The following is an 18,135-nucleotide window of genomic DNA, read 5'->3' as shown; positions in this document are numbered from 1 at the left end:
GTTAGAGGTTAGAGGTTAGTTAGAAATAAATTCGTAGGGTGTGTTAGGCTTTAGCCGTAACGCACCCTACTGGCGTGGCAAGCCTTAAATGTTGGCAAAGTCTTCTATAGGTGCGATCGCATATTTTCCTTGTTCATCTTGAGTGACTAAACCTAATGCGATTAAATCTCGATCAATAAACAATTTTGTCGCTTTACCACCTGCGTCAATTTTATGATTAATTAACTCCATTGCATAGCAAATTGTATCGTAAACTCTTTGAGGATTCACCGCAGTTGTAATTGGTTGATATCTACTCACCGATTCACATAATCGATACACACCGCGTTCTTGAAATTGGGGATAGCCATAATAATTGACGGCGCGTGGTAAAAAATATCCAGCAGTAATTGGCTTTGTTCCTGACGGACGCACACAGGCGTAACTACAGTCACCAACTGTATCAGCCGCCATACTCCCAGGCATAAATCGCAACACATTAAAATTCAAAAAATCTGGGTTACACTTTTCAATACCAAAGCGAATCGCCTCGATATCATCCTCAAAAGTCGTTGGCTCATATCCAATAATCTCAGTTTTATGAGAATTTAATTTAGCTTTTGGTAAACCTAAAATTAAAAAATAACTACTAGGTAAACCAGCTTGATTCATTTCTTGAAAAACTCTGACAATCTTAGCTGGATAATCAAAGGCTTGTTTAATTTGACTGGCAACAGAACCGTTAAATTTATGATTAGCTAATGAAACTTCTGGTAAAGTATGCTCAACCCCGAAAAACATATATACACAATTATGTTCTACTAAATAACGCATCTGTTCATAGTTGATTTTATCGATGCGTGTATTAGAACCCCATACAAAGCCTTCTTCTTGGAGAATTTCGGCTTCGCGTCTGGCTGCATAATCATGGACTGTAAAAGTATCAACATCTAAATAAACTGCTTCATAACCAAGCTGTTTTAATTGTTGTAATTGTCTCTTAAAAGATGTTTCACCTAACCTAATCACATTATTACTTTCACTACTTTTATTACAAAAACCACATCCCCAAGGACAGCCGCGCTGAGTAAAAAGTTGGGCGGTTTTTAATTGTCTACCGTCTGAAGCTTTAAAAATATCCATATCATGTACTTGGGGTACATGAACTAAACCAAAGTTTTGGTCAATATCATCAAAGTTATTCACTCTCGTTGCAATAGTTCGATGAAATTTTCCCTCCTGAGTTATAAAACACAACCCTGGTAATTTTGGCATCTCCTGATAAAAAGTGCCTCTAGCAACTGCATAAGCAATTTCAATAATTGATTCTTCGCCTTCACCATCACAATAGGCTGTTATCCAAGGTGTAATCCGGGCAATATCTTCAACGCTTTTAGTTGCATAGCCACCAACTAAAACTGGGACATTTTCTCTACCATATTTTTGCAGTTCGGCGAAAATTTTACTACTATGATTGTCAATTTCTGGCCATTGTGTTGTTAGACAACCAGAAAATATAATTAAATCAGCATCTCTGATGTCAGATAAAACATCATCAATAGATAAATCAAGGCGTTCTAAATCTAGTTGTAAAACCTGCCTAAATCCAGCGTTGAATAAACTTGAAGCTAAAACAGGCAAGGCTTTATTAGCACCGTTAAAGCTTCTGTGTTTGAGAAACTCTCCAATTAATACAATTTTGATAGAATTAATTAGAGTCGATATTTGTTTAGTTTTAGTTTGAGATAACACTATTACATACCTAAGTCTACAGTTTTGGTATATGGCAAAACCTGGCTATAGTGTTATGTTCTGTTCATAACATGTTGGGTAAAGCGAGAGTAAAACCCAACAAATTTTTGAGGCTATTGAGTTGCTCTACATCAACCCAAACTACAAATAAAAATAGATAAAGACTCAAAAAATTCACTTAATAACTGAACAGAAAAGCAGAATAATGGACTTGTATTCATATATCTTTAGAAAGACTTTAGAAACAAAATTCCATCATTCATGTATTCATTTTGAAAAACCTATAGCCGGAAAGCTGAGAAGTTTAATCAACAGCACCCAAAATTTTTAAAGAAGCTTTTTCCGCATCGGTCAAGCCTGTGGTGTTGCTAATATCCATGCGTTCGTATATGCGGTCTGGTTTAAGCGATCGCACTCTACTACCAGTCTTCACATCCCACAGTTGAATTTTTTCGTCTTCACCACCACTCGCCAAGAATTTGCCATCGGGGGTAAAAGCTAAAGAACGAATTGCGGCTGTATGTCCCAATTTGAAGATATCGAAGTTCTCACCTGTACTCACTAGCCACAACATCACAGTGGTATCAGCACCAGCACTGGCTAATATCTGCCCATCGGGACTAAAGGCGACGGAGTAGACTTGTTGCTGATGTCCTGTCAAGGTTTGAATACATTGACCTGTGCTGAGATTCCATAACTTCACGCTTTGGTCTTCGCTACCACTGGCTAAAAGCTGCCCATCAGGACTAAAAGCCACTGACCAAATCATGTCTTGATGTTCGGTAAATGTTTGCAGACATTCTCCATTTGCCACATCCCACAGTTTAATTTCGCTATCTGCACTACCACTGGCTAAAATCTTGCCTTGGGGATGAAAGGCTACTGTCCACACCCAATGGCTATGTTCTTTGATTCTTCTCACACATTCACCACTAGAAATGTCCCAGATGCGAATGCTGCGGTCTTCGCTGCTACTGGCTAGGGTTTGCCCATCAGGACTAAAAGCCACTGACCATACCCAGTTACTATGACCAATTAGGGTTTGTATACACCTGCTATGGTGAATGTCTTTAATGTCCCAGAGTTTGATGGTGTTATCTGCACTACCACTGGCGAGGATTTGCCCATTGGGATGAAAGGCGACTGAACGAATCCGCCCTTGATGTTCTCTGATAATCTGACATTCTGATGTTTGTAAGTTCCACAGACTAATATTGTGGTCATCTCTTCCACTGGCGAGAATTTGGCTATCGGGGCTAAATGCTACAGAATAGACATCACGGGTATAGCCTTGCAATACATTCAGGCAATCTCCTGTATTTACATCCCAAAGTCTAGCTGTTTGGTCGTCGCTACAACTGATTAAAGTGCGGTTATCAGGACTAAATGCGATCGCCCACACCTGACTATAATGACCTTGCAAGGTTTTCAAACATTCACCCCGGACAATATCCCAGAGTTTAATGGTTCTATCTTCACTACCACTAGCCAAAATTTGACCATCGGGACTAAACCGCACGGAATAAACTTTTTTACTATGTCCCGCCAACATTTGCCGAAATTTACCTGTATTTACATCCCACAATCTCAAGGTGAGGTCTCTACTACCACTGGCTAACATTCGCCCATCGGGACTAAAAGCGACAGAGTAGACATCACGACTATGACCTTGCAAGGTTTTTAAGCATTTACCCGTTTTGACATCCCACAGCTTGATTTTGCTATCGGCACTACCACTAGCCAATAACAAAGTATTTTTAATAGTTGGGGATGGTTGGAAGGTGACAGACCACACCCAACCATCATGATCAGTCAGTGTTTGCAGACAAACTCTGGTCGCAATATCCCAAATTTTAATTGTTTGGTCTTCACCTGCACTGGCTAATAAAGAACCATCGGGACTAAACCCTATGGAATAAACTTTATTAGTATGTTCTTGGAATGTGTGGAGACATTCGCCTGTTTGCACATCCCAGAGTTTAACTGTGTAGTCAGCACTTCCACTGGCGAGAATTTTACTATCTGGACTAAAGGCAAAAGCCCAAACCCAGGCGCTATGACCTTTGTAAATGCGAATTTGTTTAGTATCAGCAGTCCGCCATAATCGAATTTCTCCGGTGATTAAACCTGTGGCAAAAAATTTACCATCAGGACTAAATCTCACAGAAACAATACTAGAAAGGGTTTCTGTGAAGACCGAACCATTTAAATCAGCATTGGCAAAGCTGGTATCTTTTAAGTTGACATCTTGGAGATAAGCTTGCCAAATAGTCAAACCCGAAAAATCACGCCCACTTAAATCAATTTCAGAGTCTGGCTGGGATTTATCTATCTGGAGTTGTCGCAGCAGATTGATTAAGTTCCCAGCCGCGTAACCTTTGCTTAAGGACGAATCTTGCTGCAAAGTCCGCAGTAATTTTCGTAAATTGGCTTCGAGTGCAGTTTTTGTACCAAAAGCTTTGATTAGCTGTTGTTTGACTGGTTCTAGTATCAGCCGTTCTTGTATTTGCCGGATATAATCTAGCGATCGCGCCTGAATTAAAGGGTGGGCATTAATAAACTCCGGTTTTTTTTTTCACTCAAGTCACGAGTCACCTGTTCTATGTAGCGGGCGCTGACATATTCCATCACTACAGATTGCTGGCGAAATCTGCTGGCGTTTGCTTCTTTTTCAATGAGCGATCGCCTTAATAATGATTCAATAACTTCCAGGATTTTTAACTCTGCTTCTGTGTCTCTTAAATCATTTTTCAGTTCTGCTATGGATACATATTCCCGATAAATTGCCAGCCGATACATCACTTGTTTTTCTAGTTCTGACAAGCGGTTAAATTGCTGGTCTAAAAGTGTGCGAATATCTCCATAAACAGCGTTGGCTTCTCGAATTTCTCTTAAAAATTCTGTTACATTATTGCCAAATAAGTCATAAACTGTGGTTCCTACTATCTTTAAAGCTAAGGGATTCCCAGAATATCTGGTGACTAATTCTGCTAACTGCTCATCTGTAAAGTCTTTACAGCCTTTATCTAGCAAAATTTCTCTAGCTTCTGCTAAATCCAAGCTAGATAACTGCAAAACTTTCACTGGCAAATTCTTGCCTTCTAAAGCTGCGACTTCTTTTGGTTTTTCTCGACTAGTGATTAATAAACAACTCTCATGGGAGGTTTCAGCAACTTTTTTAAAAAAGTAGCCATAGTTTTCATAACCCTGTTCATATTCGCCAGCACATTCTTGTGTTTTGCCTTCGCCACTGCGTAGCACCGATTCGACGTTATCTAAAATGACTAAGCATCGATGTTTTCGCAAAACATCAATCAGCGCCAGGATTTTGTTATTTTCCCGAATAATTTTGTTATTTTCACTATTTTCATTGAGTTTTAGGTATTCTTCCGCATCTTTAGGTAAAAATCGCAAAAGCTGGTTGAGAATTTCTTCTAGGGGTGGTGCATTACGGAGCGATCGCCAAATCAAATATTTAAACTCTGACTTGATTTCTTGGGCAACTTTGGCGGCGATCGCCGTCTTACCAATTCCACCTATACCTAAAACCGCTACTAGCCGACACTGCACAGCCTGATCGCTACCAACTATCCATTCCTTTAAATCTGTAACATCTTCTTCTCTACCTTTAAAGCCTTCGACATCAACAGCTTCACCCCAGTCATCTTTTGATGAAGTCAGGTTTTCTGGAATACCTTGATACTGAGCATATAGCTTTTGTTTCAAATTATAAATTTTCTTATTACCACTGCCTTCTATACCTAATTTGCGGTAACTTTCTCCTAATCTTTTTCTGACTGCGGGTTGCGAAATCTTCAGCTTTTCCGCAATTTCCGCACCAGAAAAGTCGTTTAATGCTAATAATAATGCCTCTAGCTCAGTTTTCGTTACATTATGTCTAATAGCAACATTTGTAATGAAATCATCAGGAAGCAGAGGCATATCTGCTGCGCTCGTCATCTCATTTAAGCTCCACACAATATATTTAACTTATCAGTATGTGAGAACATTTTTTTATAGCACGCCTGCTAAATCGAAAAAAGACTCTACCACTACAGAATCGCTAGTAAATACACAATTGTATTACTGGTTGATAGCTATCCTATTTCAGATTTTATCAATGTCAACTATATTTTTATCCTAAAAAATAAAAATATGGCTGATTTTTTTCTCACCGAATGAGCCGTTTATAAAGATTTGTTGTATAAAAACCTACTACAAGTATAGCTTTTTATATCTACGTGAGATATAGCAGATGCGAAACTTATACATAAGTTTACAGACACAAAAAAATCTTTAAGAAAAATTCTTTTTAAGAGCTTGCTTTTTTAATTGAGATGTGATTATCTTATGTACAGAGAGGTATATGTGAGATATACAGATAAGTCACAACAACTCAACAGGCAACATCAGGGGGCAACAAAAATGAACAGCTGCTCACGACTGTCAGACTTTATCAGAACTTCCAACTCTGTCAAAACTGTCTTGAAAATAGGAGAACCATCCCCAGAAACCGCTTCTATATTCAAACCTCAAGAAAGAGGTAGCCCAGAAATTGTTCTCAAGCCGAAACAATGGTGTGAAGTTGAGTTGCCACTTGTCTTTTCTCACATGAGCATTTTACTCATCGAAACCTTATCGGAAACTCAACATGGCGAGTTAATGATTACCAGTAGAAAAGCTAACCACGAGACTTTTGTCAACTTGAAGAGTCATATAAACCACCGCCACCATGTGAATCAAAAGCAACTACAAGACATCCATACACTGTACGAAGAAATCATCGAAGCATGGATAGCTTATAGGCAGTCTCACAACCAAAAATAATCCCCTCCATCGCCCAATACGGTTCGGATAAGAAACTTACTTGTGTAGGCAAGCAAGGGTGCAGGGGTGAAAGGGGGAACGAAGGTACGCTCTCCCCTGCACCTGAAGCTCCTCCGCCCCCCTGCTCACCTCAACAGATACATTTGTTAACCGAACCGTATTGCTTCATCGCCACAGCTATCCCAAAGTCTAGAAGACTGGCAGCTTGGCGAGGTGATCAAAACAACTAAATATCTCTTTTGCTGAAGATTGGCTTCGATAAATCAGAAGTTTACAAGCCAGATATGTAACCAAAATTACGTATCTGGCTTTTTGCTTAGGTTTTTCTATCAGGAAGGAAATTCTATGAGCAATCACAAACAAGATCAAGGGTCTCTCATTCAACTCCCATCTGAAAACAGGAATAAAACTATGAAAACTAACCATCAAGACCGCCACAATCCACTTTTAATCTTGACTGCCAGAGGATTGAAGTTTTTTCTATGGACGTTGGCTGGTTTTGCGATCGCTTTTGTAGTGTTTCATATTTTCGGTGCGATCGCCATTGCCAACAGCCTGCTATCTTTCGATGTTTTAGTTTGGTTTTTCCGGGGTGCAGCCTCGTTGTTTTGCTTATTTGCGATCGCCATGATCATCGAGTCCTGGCGTTAATTCCAATTCTGGTGCTGTTTTACATATTGCCTTTGGCTTGGTTTTCATTTAGCCAAAGGCTTCACATTACGGAGGTCATATTTATGTCCGATAACAATGGCTTCAAAGGTGACACACTCTCACCAATTTTAGTCATCTTAGTTGCAGGCTCCATATCTCTGGCAATTGTCAATAAAGAGAATCATCCGGCTTACTTTGACATCGTAAAAATTGCAATGGCTTATGGCTTTGGCTCTCACAAGTCCAAAGACAGACCAAAACAGTAAGCTTGAGGTAGGGTTTAGAAAAGGGTATTTATATTCATTGCACCAAATGACTTCAGTCGCTTGGTGCAATGAATGAATATACATACTATAGCCTTCTGGTCAATTAACGATGGGTTAGACCACCTATCAATTAGCCAACAGTCTCATTCCATTCGTCGGGGTTAGGTGCAGAATGTATCTTAAGGGAAGATTGCTCTTACTTCACTTCTGCCTGAAACACACCTACCGGACAAGCAACATTTGTCCCACCTAAACCACAATAGCCGTTGGGATTTTTGGCGAGGTATTGCTGATGATAAGCTTCAGCATAGTAAAATTCTGGTGCATCGAGAATTTCTGTGGTGATTTCGCCATAACGCGCTTTGGTTAGTTCTTGTTGATAAGCATCTCGTGATGCTTCGGCTTGCTGTTTTTGACTTGCAGAATAGACGTAAATCCCGGAACGGTATTGTGTGCCAACGTCGTTACCTTGGCGCATTCCTTGGGTGGGGTTGTGGCTTTCCCAAAAAACTTTGAGAAGTTGAGCGTAACTAATAACTTGGGGGTCAAATACAACGAAGACGACTTCATTGTGACCAGTCATACCTGTACATACTTCTTCGTAAGTGGGGTTGGGTGTAATTCCGGCTGCATAACCAACAGCAGTGGTATAAACGCCTGGTAGTTGCCAGAATTTACGTTCTGCACCCCAAAAACAGCCTAAACCAAATAATGCCGTTTCCATACCTGCGGGGAAAGGTGGTTTGAGGGGATTGTTATTTACATAGTGATGAGCAGGTACAGGCATTACCTTTGACCGTCCTGGCAAAGCTTCTTCGGCAGTGGGAAGACTTAGCTTTTTTTTACCAAATCCAAACAGTACCATAGTTTCTAACTCTAAGGTTTGCTATACATTCTCAGTGTAGTTAATATTCTAACGATTCTGGCGATCGCTACGGAGTGAGGTAAGCTATTAAGCACTTAGTTTGCAGTTTAGACCGCAGGGGAGCAGAGGAGAGAGTTTAAGTCATTTATGTACAATTTCAATAGTGCAGCTTAAATGCTGATTAGCTTACTTCTAAATTAAAAAATATCCTATCGCTGTGTAGGCAAGAGGGTAGGTTGAGAATTATCAACTCATTGTTCTTTAACCCACAATGCTAATCCGCCTCCGCGACCACGGGCAGCGATCAAATTATCTGTGACTAAAAAGAAGGCAAAAAATGGCAATTTAGCTATGGGTTGGTTGTCAAAATCTATTGTTTGTGATTTGTTTTTACCTAGAGGTTTGTTATAGACAACACGACCAAATAAACCAATTTGGATATGAGTAAAATCAAATGCTAAAAGGTTTTTTTTGCCTAAATATTTAACTGGGCCTGTGAGTTTTAACAACGCAGACCCTAGTTTTACCTGATTGCTAATTTCACCTGTGGTTGGTGTTATTTGACTAAAGGAAATATAAGTTGGCGTAAATCTAGGCCAATAAAAACCTTTGCCTAAAATAATGCCACCACGCTGTCTCACTTTACGTGTGCCGGTGGCAAAGCAAAGTCGCCATGTTCCGACAAGAGAATCAAAATTATAGCTAATGCGTTGCTGTTTGGCGGTTTTTTCAGCTTGTAATAAAGCATCAACCACTACTTTAGCTGATGGGCGATCGCTATTTTGACCAGCTTGTGCTAACGTGGCGACAAACTCTGATGCCGTAATTGATGGTAATTCAGCAGTCATGAACAGTTGACTATTGTGAAGAAGACTTTGGTCTTAGTCTATCGCGCCAACTGGGTGTTGATGTTCCACCAGAACCTGAAGAACCAGAATTATTACCAGTGGAAGCAGGTTGAGAATTACGCGGTGCGGCCGAGTCTGATCCTGTTTGCCTGGAATTGCGGCGAGAACGAGATGGTTCTGTGGCTGTGGCGCTAGATTCATTTTCGCCTGTACGAGAGCGTCGCTGTCTTCTGGGTGTGTCACTGCTATCTTCTTGAGCTTGATATCGCCGCCGTCTTCTGGGTGTTTCTGAATTATCTTCTTGCTGCTGGTAACTATTTCTGCGTCGTCTGCGAGATGAACTGCTATCATCAGAGTCGCTGGAACTTACCTCCTCATTATTGTCACTGGAACTGTTGCGGAATTTTTTCGATTTAACTGGTTCGGCTTTAATTGTGCCTTTGCGACCTTCTAATTTCGGTCTTTCGGGGAATTTTTCGACGGGCATTCCCTCTGTCACTTTTTCCATAAATTCGTGCCAGGTGTAAGCTGCACTACCACTAGCGCCATAAGTAGGGCGGTTATTATCGTTACCTAGCCAAACGCCTGCCACAACTTGCGGGATGTAGCCAATAAACCACAAATCTCTAGCTTCGTCGGAAGTGCCAGTTTTCCCAGCTACAGGCCGATTATCGAGTTGGGCTGCTGCACCTGTACCTTCGACAACCACGTTACGCAACATCCAAGTCATGATGGCGGCACTATCAGCATCTAAAGCCCGTTGTGATTTAAAATCGGCTGACCAGATAACTTGACCTTGGCGGTTCAGAATGCGCCGAATACCGTGGGGTTCTACGTGTAAGCCTTGGGTGGCAAAGCTGCCGTAGGCGCTGGTTAATTCTAAAAGGTTGACTTCATTAGAACCGAGAGCGAGAGAATAATGACGATTCAGTTTTGATTTAATGCCCATATCGTGGGCTAGTTTAATTGTTGGCTCAAATCCGACATCTAGTAAAACTTTCAATGCAACTATGTTCACGGAACGCGTGAGTGCATCTCTCATATTCATCATGCCCCGGAATTTTTCGCCATAGTTTTTGGGTTCGTAACCATCGACGACAAAGGGTGCATCTAAATAAGTATCGTAAGGGCTTTTGCCAGTCGCGATCGCCGCAGCGTAGACAAATCCCTTAAAGGTTGAGCCTGGTTGACGTTTGGCTTGGGTAACGCGATTAAATTGGTTTGTGCTAAAGTCTTTACCGCCCACCATTGCTTTAATTTCACCACTGCGGGGTTCAATAGCGACTAAAGCGGCTTGCTTAAAGTTTTCCCAGCGCCCTTGATTTTGTAATACTTTTGTAACTGCGGCTTCGGCGGCTTGTTGCCATTTCAGTTCTAAGGTGGTTTCTACTGTTAACCCTCCAGCCGCCAGCACGTCTGCGGGAACATATTTGGGTAATTCTTGCTGGACGTAACTTGTAAAATATGGTGACTCTACTTGTAACCGTTTGGGTAAGCTGGTTTTGACCACTAAGGGTTCTTGAGCAGCTGCTTGACTTTCGGCGGCGGTAATAATTCCATCTTCCCGCATCCGTTGTAATACCAGATTGCGTCTTTGTTTCGCGGCTTCTGGATTTTGGGCTGGCGAATATAAACTCGGTGCAGGGGCTAAACCAGCAATGGTGGCTGCTTCGGCTAAAGTTAGTTGGTCTACTGGTTTGCTGAAGTATACCCAAGCGGCATCAGCTACACCATAGGCACCGGAACCTAAGTAAACCAAATTCAAATAACGTTCTAAAATTTGGTCTTTAGTAAATTCTTTTTCAAGTTTCTGGGCGAGACGAACTTCTTTGAGTTTGCGCCAGATGGTTTTTTCTTGTTTTAAGAATAAAATCCGGGCTAATTGTTGGGTAATGGTGCTACCACCTTCGACGACATTTTGCGATCGCAAGTTATTTAAACCTGCTCTGGCAATCCCTTGGGGATCAATACCATTGTGTTCTGTAAATCTGCGGTCTTCTGAGGCAATAAAGGCTTTTTTTAAAGTATCAGGAATTTGTGTGATTTTAAGTTGTTCTCTGGTAGCTTCTCCTTGCTGTTGGAGAATTTCTCCATCAGCAGCTTTGATGGTTAAGGTTTGTTCCCGAACCACAGCTTGTAATTCTGATTTATCCGGCAGAGTTTTATCGATGGAGGTGACGATATATTTCGTACCAACCACGCCACTACCGACAGTGAGTACTGCCCAAAACCAGAAACGACGATAAAATGGCTTTTCCCTACTGGTGAATATCTTGACTATTCCAGAGGAAACATGAGCCACCCGGCCAAATACTTGGCTGGCTTTTCCCACCTTGGTTGGGCTTAAGCTCTCGTCGGTGGATTCTTCATTTTTATATTGATTCCCAGGCGACAATCGCGGTTCCTCCTTGTCAGAGTCACTCAAACTTTGTTGGTTGTTGCTTGAACCAGGAGGTGAGATTCCCCACGTTAGTTCCTTGCTCCAAGTAAACACAGGTTAACCGCCTAAAAGAGATTTTAGGGTTTAATTAACTGTGTTCGTGTTAGTATATTATCCTATAAATAATTAACTGAATTCATTGCTACATAAAATATTATTCTGGTGTTTAATAGTAGAATTTTGTCAAGATTCAAGCCGTAATTTTATTTAATTCTTCAAAGAAAAATTGTTAAAAGTATCCGGTCTCAACGGGGAGCAAAAAAGAATAAATCATCCTGATGATAGTGGGCGAGAATTTCTTAGTAGTAAGGAAGGTGTACGGATAGCGGTAGCACTGGGAAGTAATCTAGGGGATTCTTGGCAAATATTAACAGATGTGATCGCCAAGTTAAGTGCAGTACCAAACATGCAATTAACAGCAACATCCAGTTGGTATAAAACCAAAGCAGTAGGGCCGCCGCAGCCAGATTATATTAATGGCTGTATTATCATGCAAGTAAACATCTCACCGCAGGGATTACTAGAAACCTTGTTAGCCATAGAACAGCAATTTGGAAGAGTTAGGCAAGAACGTTGGGGTCCGCGATCGCTCGATTTAGACTTGTTGTTGTATGATCAGGTAATTCTAGACACGCCAAATTTGCAAATCCCCCATCCGCGAATGCGAGAACGAGCATTTGTTTTAGTTCCCTTAGCCGAAATTGCACCGGACTGGATTGAGCCAGTTTCCGGATACACGATCAAACAGTTGGTAAAAGATGTAGACTGTTCTGATGTACATTTACTGAAGAGCAATTAAAGTCACTACCCATAAACAAGCAAAATCCTGATCCCACAAACGACAGACACAGTTTGTTCGTTGATTTTGAAAAGATAAAAACATCACTATGCCATTAGGTAGAGAATTACCACAGTTATTAAAGCAGCGCCTATTTCACAAAGGACGCAAATTTGATTTTGAAGTGAATCGTTTGCGTTTACCCAACAAATCAGAAGGAGAATGGGAGTGCATTCGTCACCCCGGCGGGGCGTTGGCTGTACCTGTCACCAATGAAGGAAAACTGGTGCTTGTGCGTCAGTATCGCTTCGCCGTTCAAGGCAGAATCTTAGAATTTCCCGCCGGCACTTTAGAATATAACGAAGATCCCCAAGCCACAGTCAAACGGGAAATTGAAGAAGAAACAGGCTATAGCGCCCAAACATGGCGCAAACTCGGTGAATTTTTCCTTGCACCGGGATATTCCGATGAAATTATTTATGCTTTTCTCGCCCAAGATTTAGAAAAGCTAGAAAAGCCGCCTACCCAAGACGAAGATGAAGACATTGAAACAGTCCTGATGACACCAGAGGAACTGGAAGCCGCAATTTTACAAGGCGAACCAGTCGATGCAAAATCAATCGCCAGCTTTTTCTTAGCGCGTCCTTTTTTGTAGTTGTTGTTGGATAATCAAAAGCGATCGCTCCCTGATTCTACCAGACTGAGAGCGATCGCTTTTGCTTTAAGATTTATTACCATAAGTTAAGCAGAAAAGTAGGTTGGGGGAAGCGATAGCGAAACCCAACAAAGTTTGCTTGGATGGTGGGTTAGTCTTCGAGAAGCCGCGCGGAACGCATCTACGTTACTCAACTCAAGCTACGCCACAATTAGTTTTTGGTCTTAATACCCTTTTACCCTTATTTTTCTGGAGATTAACTAATTCCAAATCCACTATATTCTCTCATATATGGAGGTTGCAGTCCCAGAACAATATCGTTTTTTGCAACTCCTTTAGCTATTAATATATCAGCAATGATTGTGTCTGTTTGATTGCGTTGAATCCAAATTTTTTCTTCTCTAATTTCTAAATGAAGTACACAGTTATAAATCCGGCGATGTTCGTTCCAACCCAAATCAATTAATAAGTAACGGTCATTGACTAAATCAAAAACTGTTTCTGATTCAATTTCTCCCCCTAAAACTTTTCCGTGAGATTCTTCAGTTAATACTTGCTGAATATATTTGCGATATCTCGTTAATTTATCCATTTGATAATTACCTCATTTCTTGAGTCATAAATGATTAACTTAATTTGATATCTCCTAATAGAAGCTTGGGGCAAATCTCGATAAAAAAATGATTCATAAGCCTCAAGCGGGACAGCTAAATATAGCAGACGTTCTGGTTCAGTTTCTTCTAAAACCAGACGATAATTCAAAAATTGCCCTAAAGCTAGATGAAAATCAAAAATAGCTGAATCACTGAGAAAACTTTTAACTTCTACTGCTATTTTTTGTTCATATTTTTCTGCGGCTATAAGTTTCTCTGCTCCCAAATCGATGGAAATTTTATCCTCTTCACCAAATTCAATCCTTAATGGGTCATGAGTAATTACCCATCCCTCTTTTTCTAGTCCCTGTTTAACAGCATAATGAAATTTGTCTCTAGCAGACATTCTATTTTTTATCCCGATTTATCCAAATCCCGCGCATCCCAACAGCCTTCGCCCCTTGATAATCTTCCACAATGCTGTCGCCAATATGCCATGCTGCTGACGGCGCACAATCATGTTTTTCTAAAGCAACGGCAAAAATTTGGGGATCGGGTTTAGCTGCACATGCTTGAGTGGAAATTGTCACTGAGGTAAAGTAGTCACTAATTCCCAGACTTTGCAACACAGAATAAATTCGAGAATCAAAGTTAGAAATAATCCCTAGTTCAATTCCCAAACGTCGCCAGTTCATTAAAGATGGCACGACATCAGCATAGATAAACCAAGGTTCAGCCGTGCCGAAATGAATATAAAGTTCGCTAAAAAAAGCCGAAAAGTCAGAAAATTGCTGGAGTACACCAGCCGTCTCAAAGGTATTGAGGGCAATTACTCGCCACCAGTCAAACTCGCGTTGAGGTACATCGGCTGGTTCTGCATCTAAAAATATCGGTGGTGGTGCAGCTTTAAAACTTTGGATAAATGCTTGATTTAATCTGGGCGCAGAAACTTCCACACCAAATTCTTTGGCTATCTGACTATATACTTCGCCTACACTGCCTTTGACACCAAATATTGTGCCGACAGCATCTAGAAAAATAACTTTCGGTCGTTCCATCAAACTGTTTGTAATGAATGTATTTTGAACGTGATACTAATGTGAACCAAGACAAGGACAGATGGATTGATAGAACCCAAATACTCAAAACAATTCCCAACCCAAAATAATACGAGATTAAATTGATTGGGAAATTGTCTCTATAATAGGACGGACTAGCCAGTTAAAGCCAACTTTGAGTTGATGTTCTAAAGTCGGCATTCGATACAAATAGGCAAGACGACGCGCCACATAGCCTAAAGAACCGTCGAGTTTCACGCCTAAACCCGTGAGAGTGGCGTTATCTGTACCCAGGGCCAGCATTTCGCCAAGTTTTTGATAACGGAAGGGTAACAAAGGGCGATCGCTCAAAGAAGCCCAGATATTCCACGCGGTATAATCAGCTTGTTGAAAAGCTGCTTGGGCTGTGGCGGGAATTTGTTGATCTTCCGCATCTCGACAGTCGGCTAAATCTCCCAAGGCGAAAATTTCTGGGTGGTCAACTACTTGTAGGGTTGGTGTGGTCGTAATTTGATGACGTTGGTTTTGTTTAAAAGGTAAGTTTTTCACCACAGGCGTGACTTGTGTACCTACAGTCCAAATCACTAAATCTACAGGAATCGTATCAATTTGATTTTTATATTCCAGTGAAATGGTATCTGCACCAATTGATTCCACTTTGGTTTCTAAATCAATAAATACACCCCTGGCTTCTAAAGCTTTCTTGGCGGTTTCGCGGTTAAACTCTGGGGAGGTGCGTAAAATTTGGTCGCTGATTTCAATTAACCGCAAACGTGCTTTTTCGCCTAGTCTGTCGGCTAGTTTACAAGCTAATTCCACACCACTATAACCAGCACCCACAATGGCAATGCGGATTTTATCAGCCTCGGATTCTGCTAAAACTTGCAGCCGTTGTTCTAGGCGGTAAGCATCATTGATAGTACGGAAAGGTAAGGCGTAGGATGTAGCGCCGGGAACCATATCAAGTGGTGTTTCTCCGCCTAAAGCCAGCACTAAGCGATCGTAGTGAATTTCTGGCCCGTCTTGTAATTGTACCCGTTGCTGGTCGGTGTCAATGCCTGCGACTACTGCTTGGTAAAAACGTACACCTGTACCTTGGAGAAGTTCGGCAAAGGGAGGCGCAATTTCCCAAGTTTGCAATTCACCTGTAAGCAATTCGTAGAGTAAGGGGGAAAATAGAAAGCGATCGCTTTGGTCTACCAGTACAATTTCGGGTTTTTGCTGCGATTCCCAAGGTAACTGGCTTAAGCGCAACGCAGTGTAGAGACCACCAAAGCCTCCACCAAGGATTAAAATTCTCTGAGTTTGTTGAGTCATCATTTGTATAGGATGGTTAATCCCCGTCGGGCATCTACCTCTCAGTGTAATGATTTTAGGACTGACTCACAAAGATTTCCTTTGGAGATTGGGTGAAAAAGTGAAAGGGTGTAAGGGTTTTAGATACATACACCCCTATACCCCCATACCCCTACACCCCTTCTTCTGAGTTAATTACCACCAGAAGTCACGGATTTATTGTGTATGGCGGTATCTTCAGCTTTTCTGTGCCATTCGCCATTTTGACTTTGTTCGTATTCGTTTCGTACACTATTCCAAGCAACATCAGTAGCACCTGCTTCACTTAACCCATCATGTTGAGAGGCGTTGAAAGCAGCACAGAAAATTTGTTGAGCATGTTGAGGAAGTTTGTCTTGAATATCTTGAGGTAATTCTTCTATTTTGTTATAAGGCATAAACTAACTCCAGTATTTTGACCTGGGTTAATCCTAGAAAATCTAGCCATACAACTTCCTCTGACTTTCAGTAGAAATGGGTAATAAATATCAATAGGTCAACAGAAATATTTATTTGCCATCAACAAGCGATCGCCTGACAATTTTGCTCTACAGCACGTTTTAAGTCAGTGAGGTACACTATGAGTAATAAGTAATGAGTAGTGAGTAATACAGCGTTTTTTATCTCAATAAAGTACATTCCTCTAGCCTCTAGCCCCTATCAACTTGTACTGCAATCAACAGAAAAATGCTGTAAGTAATGAGTAATAAGTAAATTTCTGACTCATTACTCATTACTTTTTTAATCAGTTGCTGTACCTCATAAACATCAAATCTGCTGTAACTTATGGTGCTAACAATGCTGTAAGTTGTTGTTGCGCGGCGTTGATATTTCCGCGAACAATGATGAAATCTTCGTTACTGAGATTAACAAGTAAGTCTTGTTGATTGCGAATAAAGCTGACAGAAGCACCAATCTGAAAATACTGGCTAAAATCAAAGCTGTCACCGGCTTGAAAGTCCACAATCGTATCTAAATCCTGCAAGCCGTCTTGGAAAATCTCACCACCAAAGCGGAAGATATCGGAACTACCACCACCCCGCAGGATGTCACTACCAGCGCCACCATCTAAAATATCATTGCCACCATTACCATATAAACTATCGTTACCGGCTCCACCGACAAAGATATCTCTCTGATTACCACCAATCAAGCTATCATCGCCATCACCACCATAAATAGTGCCATTAACTACACCGCCTTGACCGTTGTATGTATCGTTATTGGCACTTAGCAGAATGTCTCCATTAATTATGCCACTGTTACGGACTTTAACAGTACCTACAGCTTGACTAGCTGCGATCGCTAATTGTCCATCATCAGTTAAACCACCATCAATAACACCACTGTTAATAATTGCACCATTGAGTTGAGTATATCTTTCAATCAGGACAGCCGCCCCATTTTCCGCCGTTAAAATGCCAGAGTTTTCAATGTTGCCATTAAATATAGAAGTGTGAGAACCTGATTCTGCTACCCAATAAAGCCTAATAGCTGCGGCTTGGTTGGTTTGATTATTTGGTAAACCATCAGCAACGCCTCGACCTTGAATTACACCGCGATTAATGATGGAACCATTCACCTCAGCACCTAATTCTAAGGAAATCGCATCCCCATTTAAGCCTGCGCCAACACTAATTACGCCACTAGCGCGGTTTTCAATAAAAATATTACGCGCTGTTAAATCACCATAAATTGTGCCATTGCGCGGGTCGGCTGTAGTGGTAATTAAGCCTTGATTAATTACTCTGACTTGATTACCGCCAATATTCACCGCCCGGCTAGTACTGGTAATTATGCCAGTATTGAATAGCACACCATTAACTCGACCGCCATTGGCAAAATTCACGCCGTCGCGTCCACCGTTAATAATGCCATTATTGACAATTCTGCCAGTGACTTCACTACCATCCACTAAGAGAATACCCGTACCATTGCTAGGGTTAGTACTCTGAATTACACCGCGATTAATAATCATTGGTGACAAGTTAAAGCTGTAAGTCTTTTGTCAAGAGGCTTTGAGAGAATTGTTGAAAAAAAACTGGTCAGACCCTCGTTGAAGATCAGGAAAAGGAGCGACAATTAACT

17 protein-coding genes are annotated in these 18,135 nt (G+C 41.1%); 5 read left to right on the top strand and 12 right to left on the bottom strand.

What is annotated here, in order from left to right:
* Positions 1-84: 84 nt before the first annotated feature.
* The 3 genes from H6G28_RS37710 to H6G28_RS37120 form a co-directional block, all read right to left on the bottom strand.
* A complete protein-coding gene (locus H6G28_RS37710) occupies positions 85-1,731 on the bottom strand; it encodes a B12-binding domain-containing radical SAM protein (protein ID WP_313950026.1) in 1,647 nt (548 codons plus the stop codon).
* Positions 1,732-2,035: 304 nt separating this feature from the next.
* Positions 2,036-4,135: a WD40 repeat domain-containing protein gene (locus tag H6G28_RS37125; RefSeq protein WP_242054689.1), complete on the bottom strand. Its 2,100-nt coding sequence runs from the start codon at positions 4,133-4,135 to the stop codon at positions 2,036-2,038.
* A 134-nt stretch (positions 4,136-4,269) separates the two neighbouring features.
* Positions 4,270-5,691 carry an NB-ARC domain-containing protein gene (locus H6G28_RS37120; RefSeq protein ID WP_242054688.1) on the bottom strand — a complete coding sequence of 474 codons (1,422 nt, stop codon included), beginning with the start codon at positions 5,689-5,691 and terminating at the stop codon, positions 4,270-4,272.
* Positions 5,692-6,156: 465 nt separating this feature from the next.
* On the opposite strand from H6G28_RS37120, the gene H6G28_RS30870 reads away from it, so the two are divergent.
* The 3 genes from H6G28_RS30870 to H6G28_RS30860 all read left to right on the top strand — a co-directional run bounded on the left by H6G28_RS30870 (position 6,157) and on the right by H6G28_RS30860 (position 7,475).
* Entirely contained in the window at positions 6,157-6,558 is a 402-nt protein-coding gene (locus tag H6G28_RS30870; protein WP_190589456.1) for a hypothetical protein, read from the top strand.
* 411 nt (positions 6,559-6,969) lie between these two features.
* Positions 6,970-7,209, top strand: coding sequence for a hypothetical protein (locus H6G28_RS30865; protein ID WP_242049260.1), 240 nt, complete (start codon positions 6,970-6,972; stop codon positions 7,207-7,209).
* Between the two features lie 83 nt (positions 7,210-7,292).
* Entirely contained in the window at positions 7,293-7,475 is a 183-nt protein-coding gene (locus H6G28_RS30860) for a hypothetical protein (protein WP_190676687.1), read from the top strand.
* Between the two features lie 196 nt (positions 7,476-7,671).
* Here H6G28_RS30860 and msrA read toward each other — a convergent pair whose 3' ends face one another.
* The 3 genes from msrA to H6G28_RS30845 form a co-directional block, all read right to left on the bottom strand.
* On the bottom strand, positions 7,672-8,340 hold the full coding sequence (msrA, locus tag H6G28_RS30855) for a peptide-methionine (S)-S-oxide reductase MsrA (protein WP_190589453.1): 669 nt from the start codon (positions 8,338-8,340) through the stop codon (positions 7,672-7,674).
* Between the two features lie 251 nt (positions 8,341-8,591).
* Positions 8,592-9,188: a hypothetical protein gene (locus tag H6G28_RS30850; protein ID WP_190676685.1), complete on the bottom strand. Its 597-nt coding sequence runs from the start codon at positions 9,186-9,188 to the stop codon at positions 8,592-8,594.
* A 10-nt stretch (positions 9,189-9,198) separates the two neighbouring features.
* Positions 9,199-11,583 carry a transglycosylase domain-containing protein gene (locus H6G28_RS30845; RefSeq protein WP_190676712.1) on the bottom strand — a complete coding sequence of 795 codons (2,385 nt, stop codon included), beginning with the start codon at positions 11,581-11,583 and terminating at the stop codon, positions 9,199-9,201.
* A gap of 310 nt (positions 11,584-11,893) precedes the next feature.
* Here H6G28_RS30845 and folK point away from each other — a divergent pair, with 310 nt between their 5' ends.
* Positions 11,894-12,427 carry a 2-amino-4-hydroxy-6-hydroxymethyldihydropteridine diphosphokinase gene (gene folK, locus H6G28_RS30840; RefSeq protein ID WP_313950027.1) on the top strand — a complete coding sequence of 178 codons (534 nt, stop codon included), beginning with the start codon at positions 11,894-11,896 and terminating at the stop codon, positions 12,425-12,427.
* A gap of 88 nt (positions 12,428-12,515) precedes the next feature.
* On the top strand, positions 12,516-13,061 hold the full coding sequence (locus H6G28_RS30835; protein WP_190676680.1) for an NUDIX hydrolase: 546 nt from the start codon (positions 12,516-12,518) through the stop codon (positions 13,059-13,061).
* A gap of 256 nt (positions 13,062-13,317) precedes the next feature.
* On the opposite strand, the gene H6G28_RS30830 is transcribed toward H6G28_RS30835, so the two are convergent.
* The 6 genes from H6G28_RS30830 to H6G28_RS30805 all read right to left on the bottom strand — a co-directional run bounded on the left by H6G28_RS30830 (position 13,318) and on the right by H6G28_RS30805 (position 18,025).
* Positions 13,318-13,653, bottom strand: a complete 336-nt coding sequence (locus H6G28_RS30830; RefSeq protein WP_190589448.1) for a XisI protein — start codon at positions 13,651-13,653, stop codon at positions 13,318-13,320.
* Positions 13,641-14,060 carry a XisH family protein gene (locus H6G28_RS30825; protein WP_190589447.1) on the bottom strand — a complete coding sequence of 140 codons (420 nt, stop codon included), beginning with the start codon at positions 14,058-14,060 and terminating at the stop codon, positions 13,641-13,643. The genes H6G28_RS30830 and H6G28_RS30825 overlap by 13 nt, the downstream gene beginning before the upstream one ends.
* A 1-nt stretch (position 14,061) precedes the next feature.
* Positions 14,062-14,712, bottom strand: a complete 651-nt coding sequence (locus H6G28_RS30820; RefSeq protein ID WP_190589446.1) for an HAD-IA family hydrolase — start codon at positions 14,710-14,712, stop codon at positions 14,062-14,064.
* A 117-nt stretch (positions 14,713-14,829) separates the two neighbouring features.
* Entirely contained in the window at positions 14,830-16,029 is a 1,200-nt protein-coding gene (locus tag H6G28_RS30815; protein ID WP_190676709.1) for an NAD(P)/FAD-dependent oxidoreductase, read from the bottom strand.
* 170 nt (positions 16,030-16,199) lie between these two features.
* On the bottom strand, positions 16,200-16,445 hold the full coding sequence (locus H6G28_RS30810; RefSeq protein ID WP_190589445.1) for a ChaB family protein: 246 nt from the start codon (positions 16,443-16,445) through the stop codon (positions 16,200-16,202).
* Between the two features lie 386 nt (positions 16,446-16,831).
* Positions 16,832-18,025: a calcium-binding protein gene (locus H6G28_RS30805; RefSeq protein WP_190676678.1), complete on the bottom strand. Its 1,194-nt coding sequence runs from the start codon at positions 18,023-18,025 to the stop codon at positions 16,832-16,834.
* Between the last annotated feature and the right edge of the window lie 110 nt (positions 18,026-18,135).

Origin of the sequence: Nostoc sp. FACHB-190 (assembly GCF_014696905.1) — a bacterium.
In the GTDB taxonomy this organism is placed as follows: domain Bacteria; phylum Cyanobacteriota; class Cyanobacteriia; order Cyanobacteriales; family Nostocaceae; genus Nostoc_B.
This window is presented reverse-complemented; position numbering and strand designations above follow the sequence as displayed.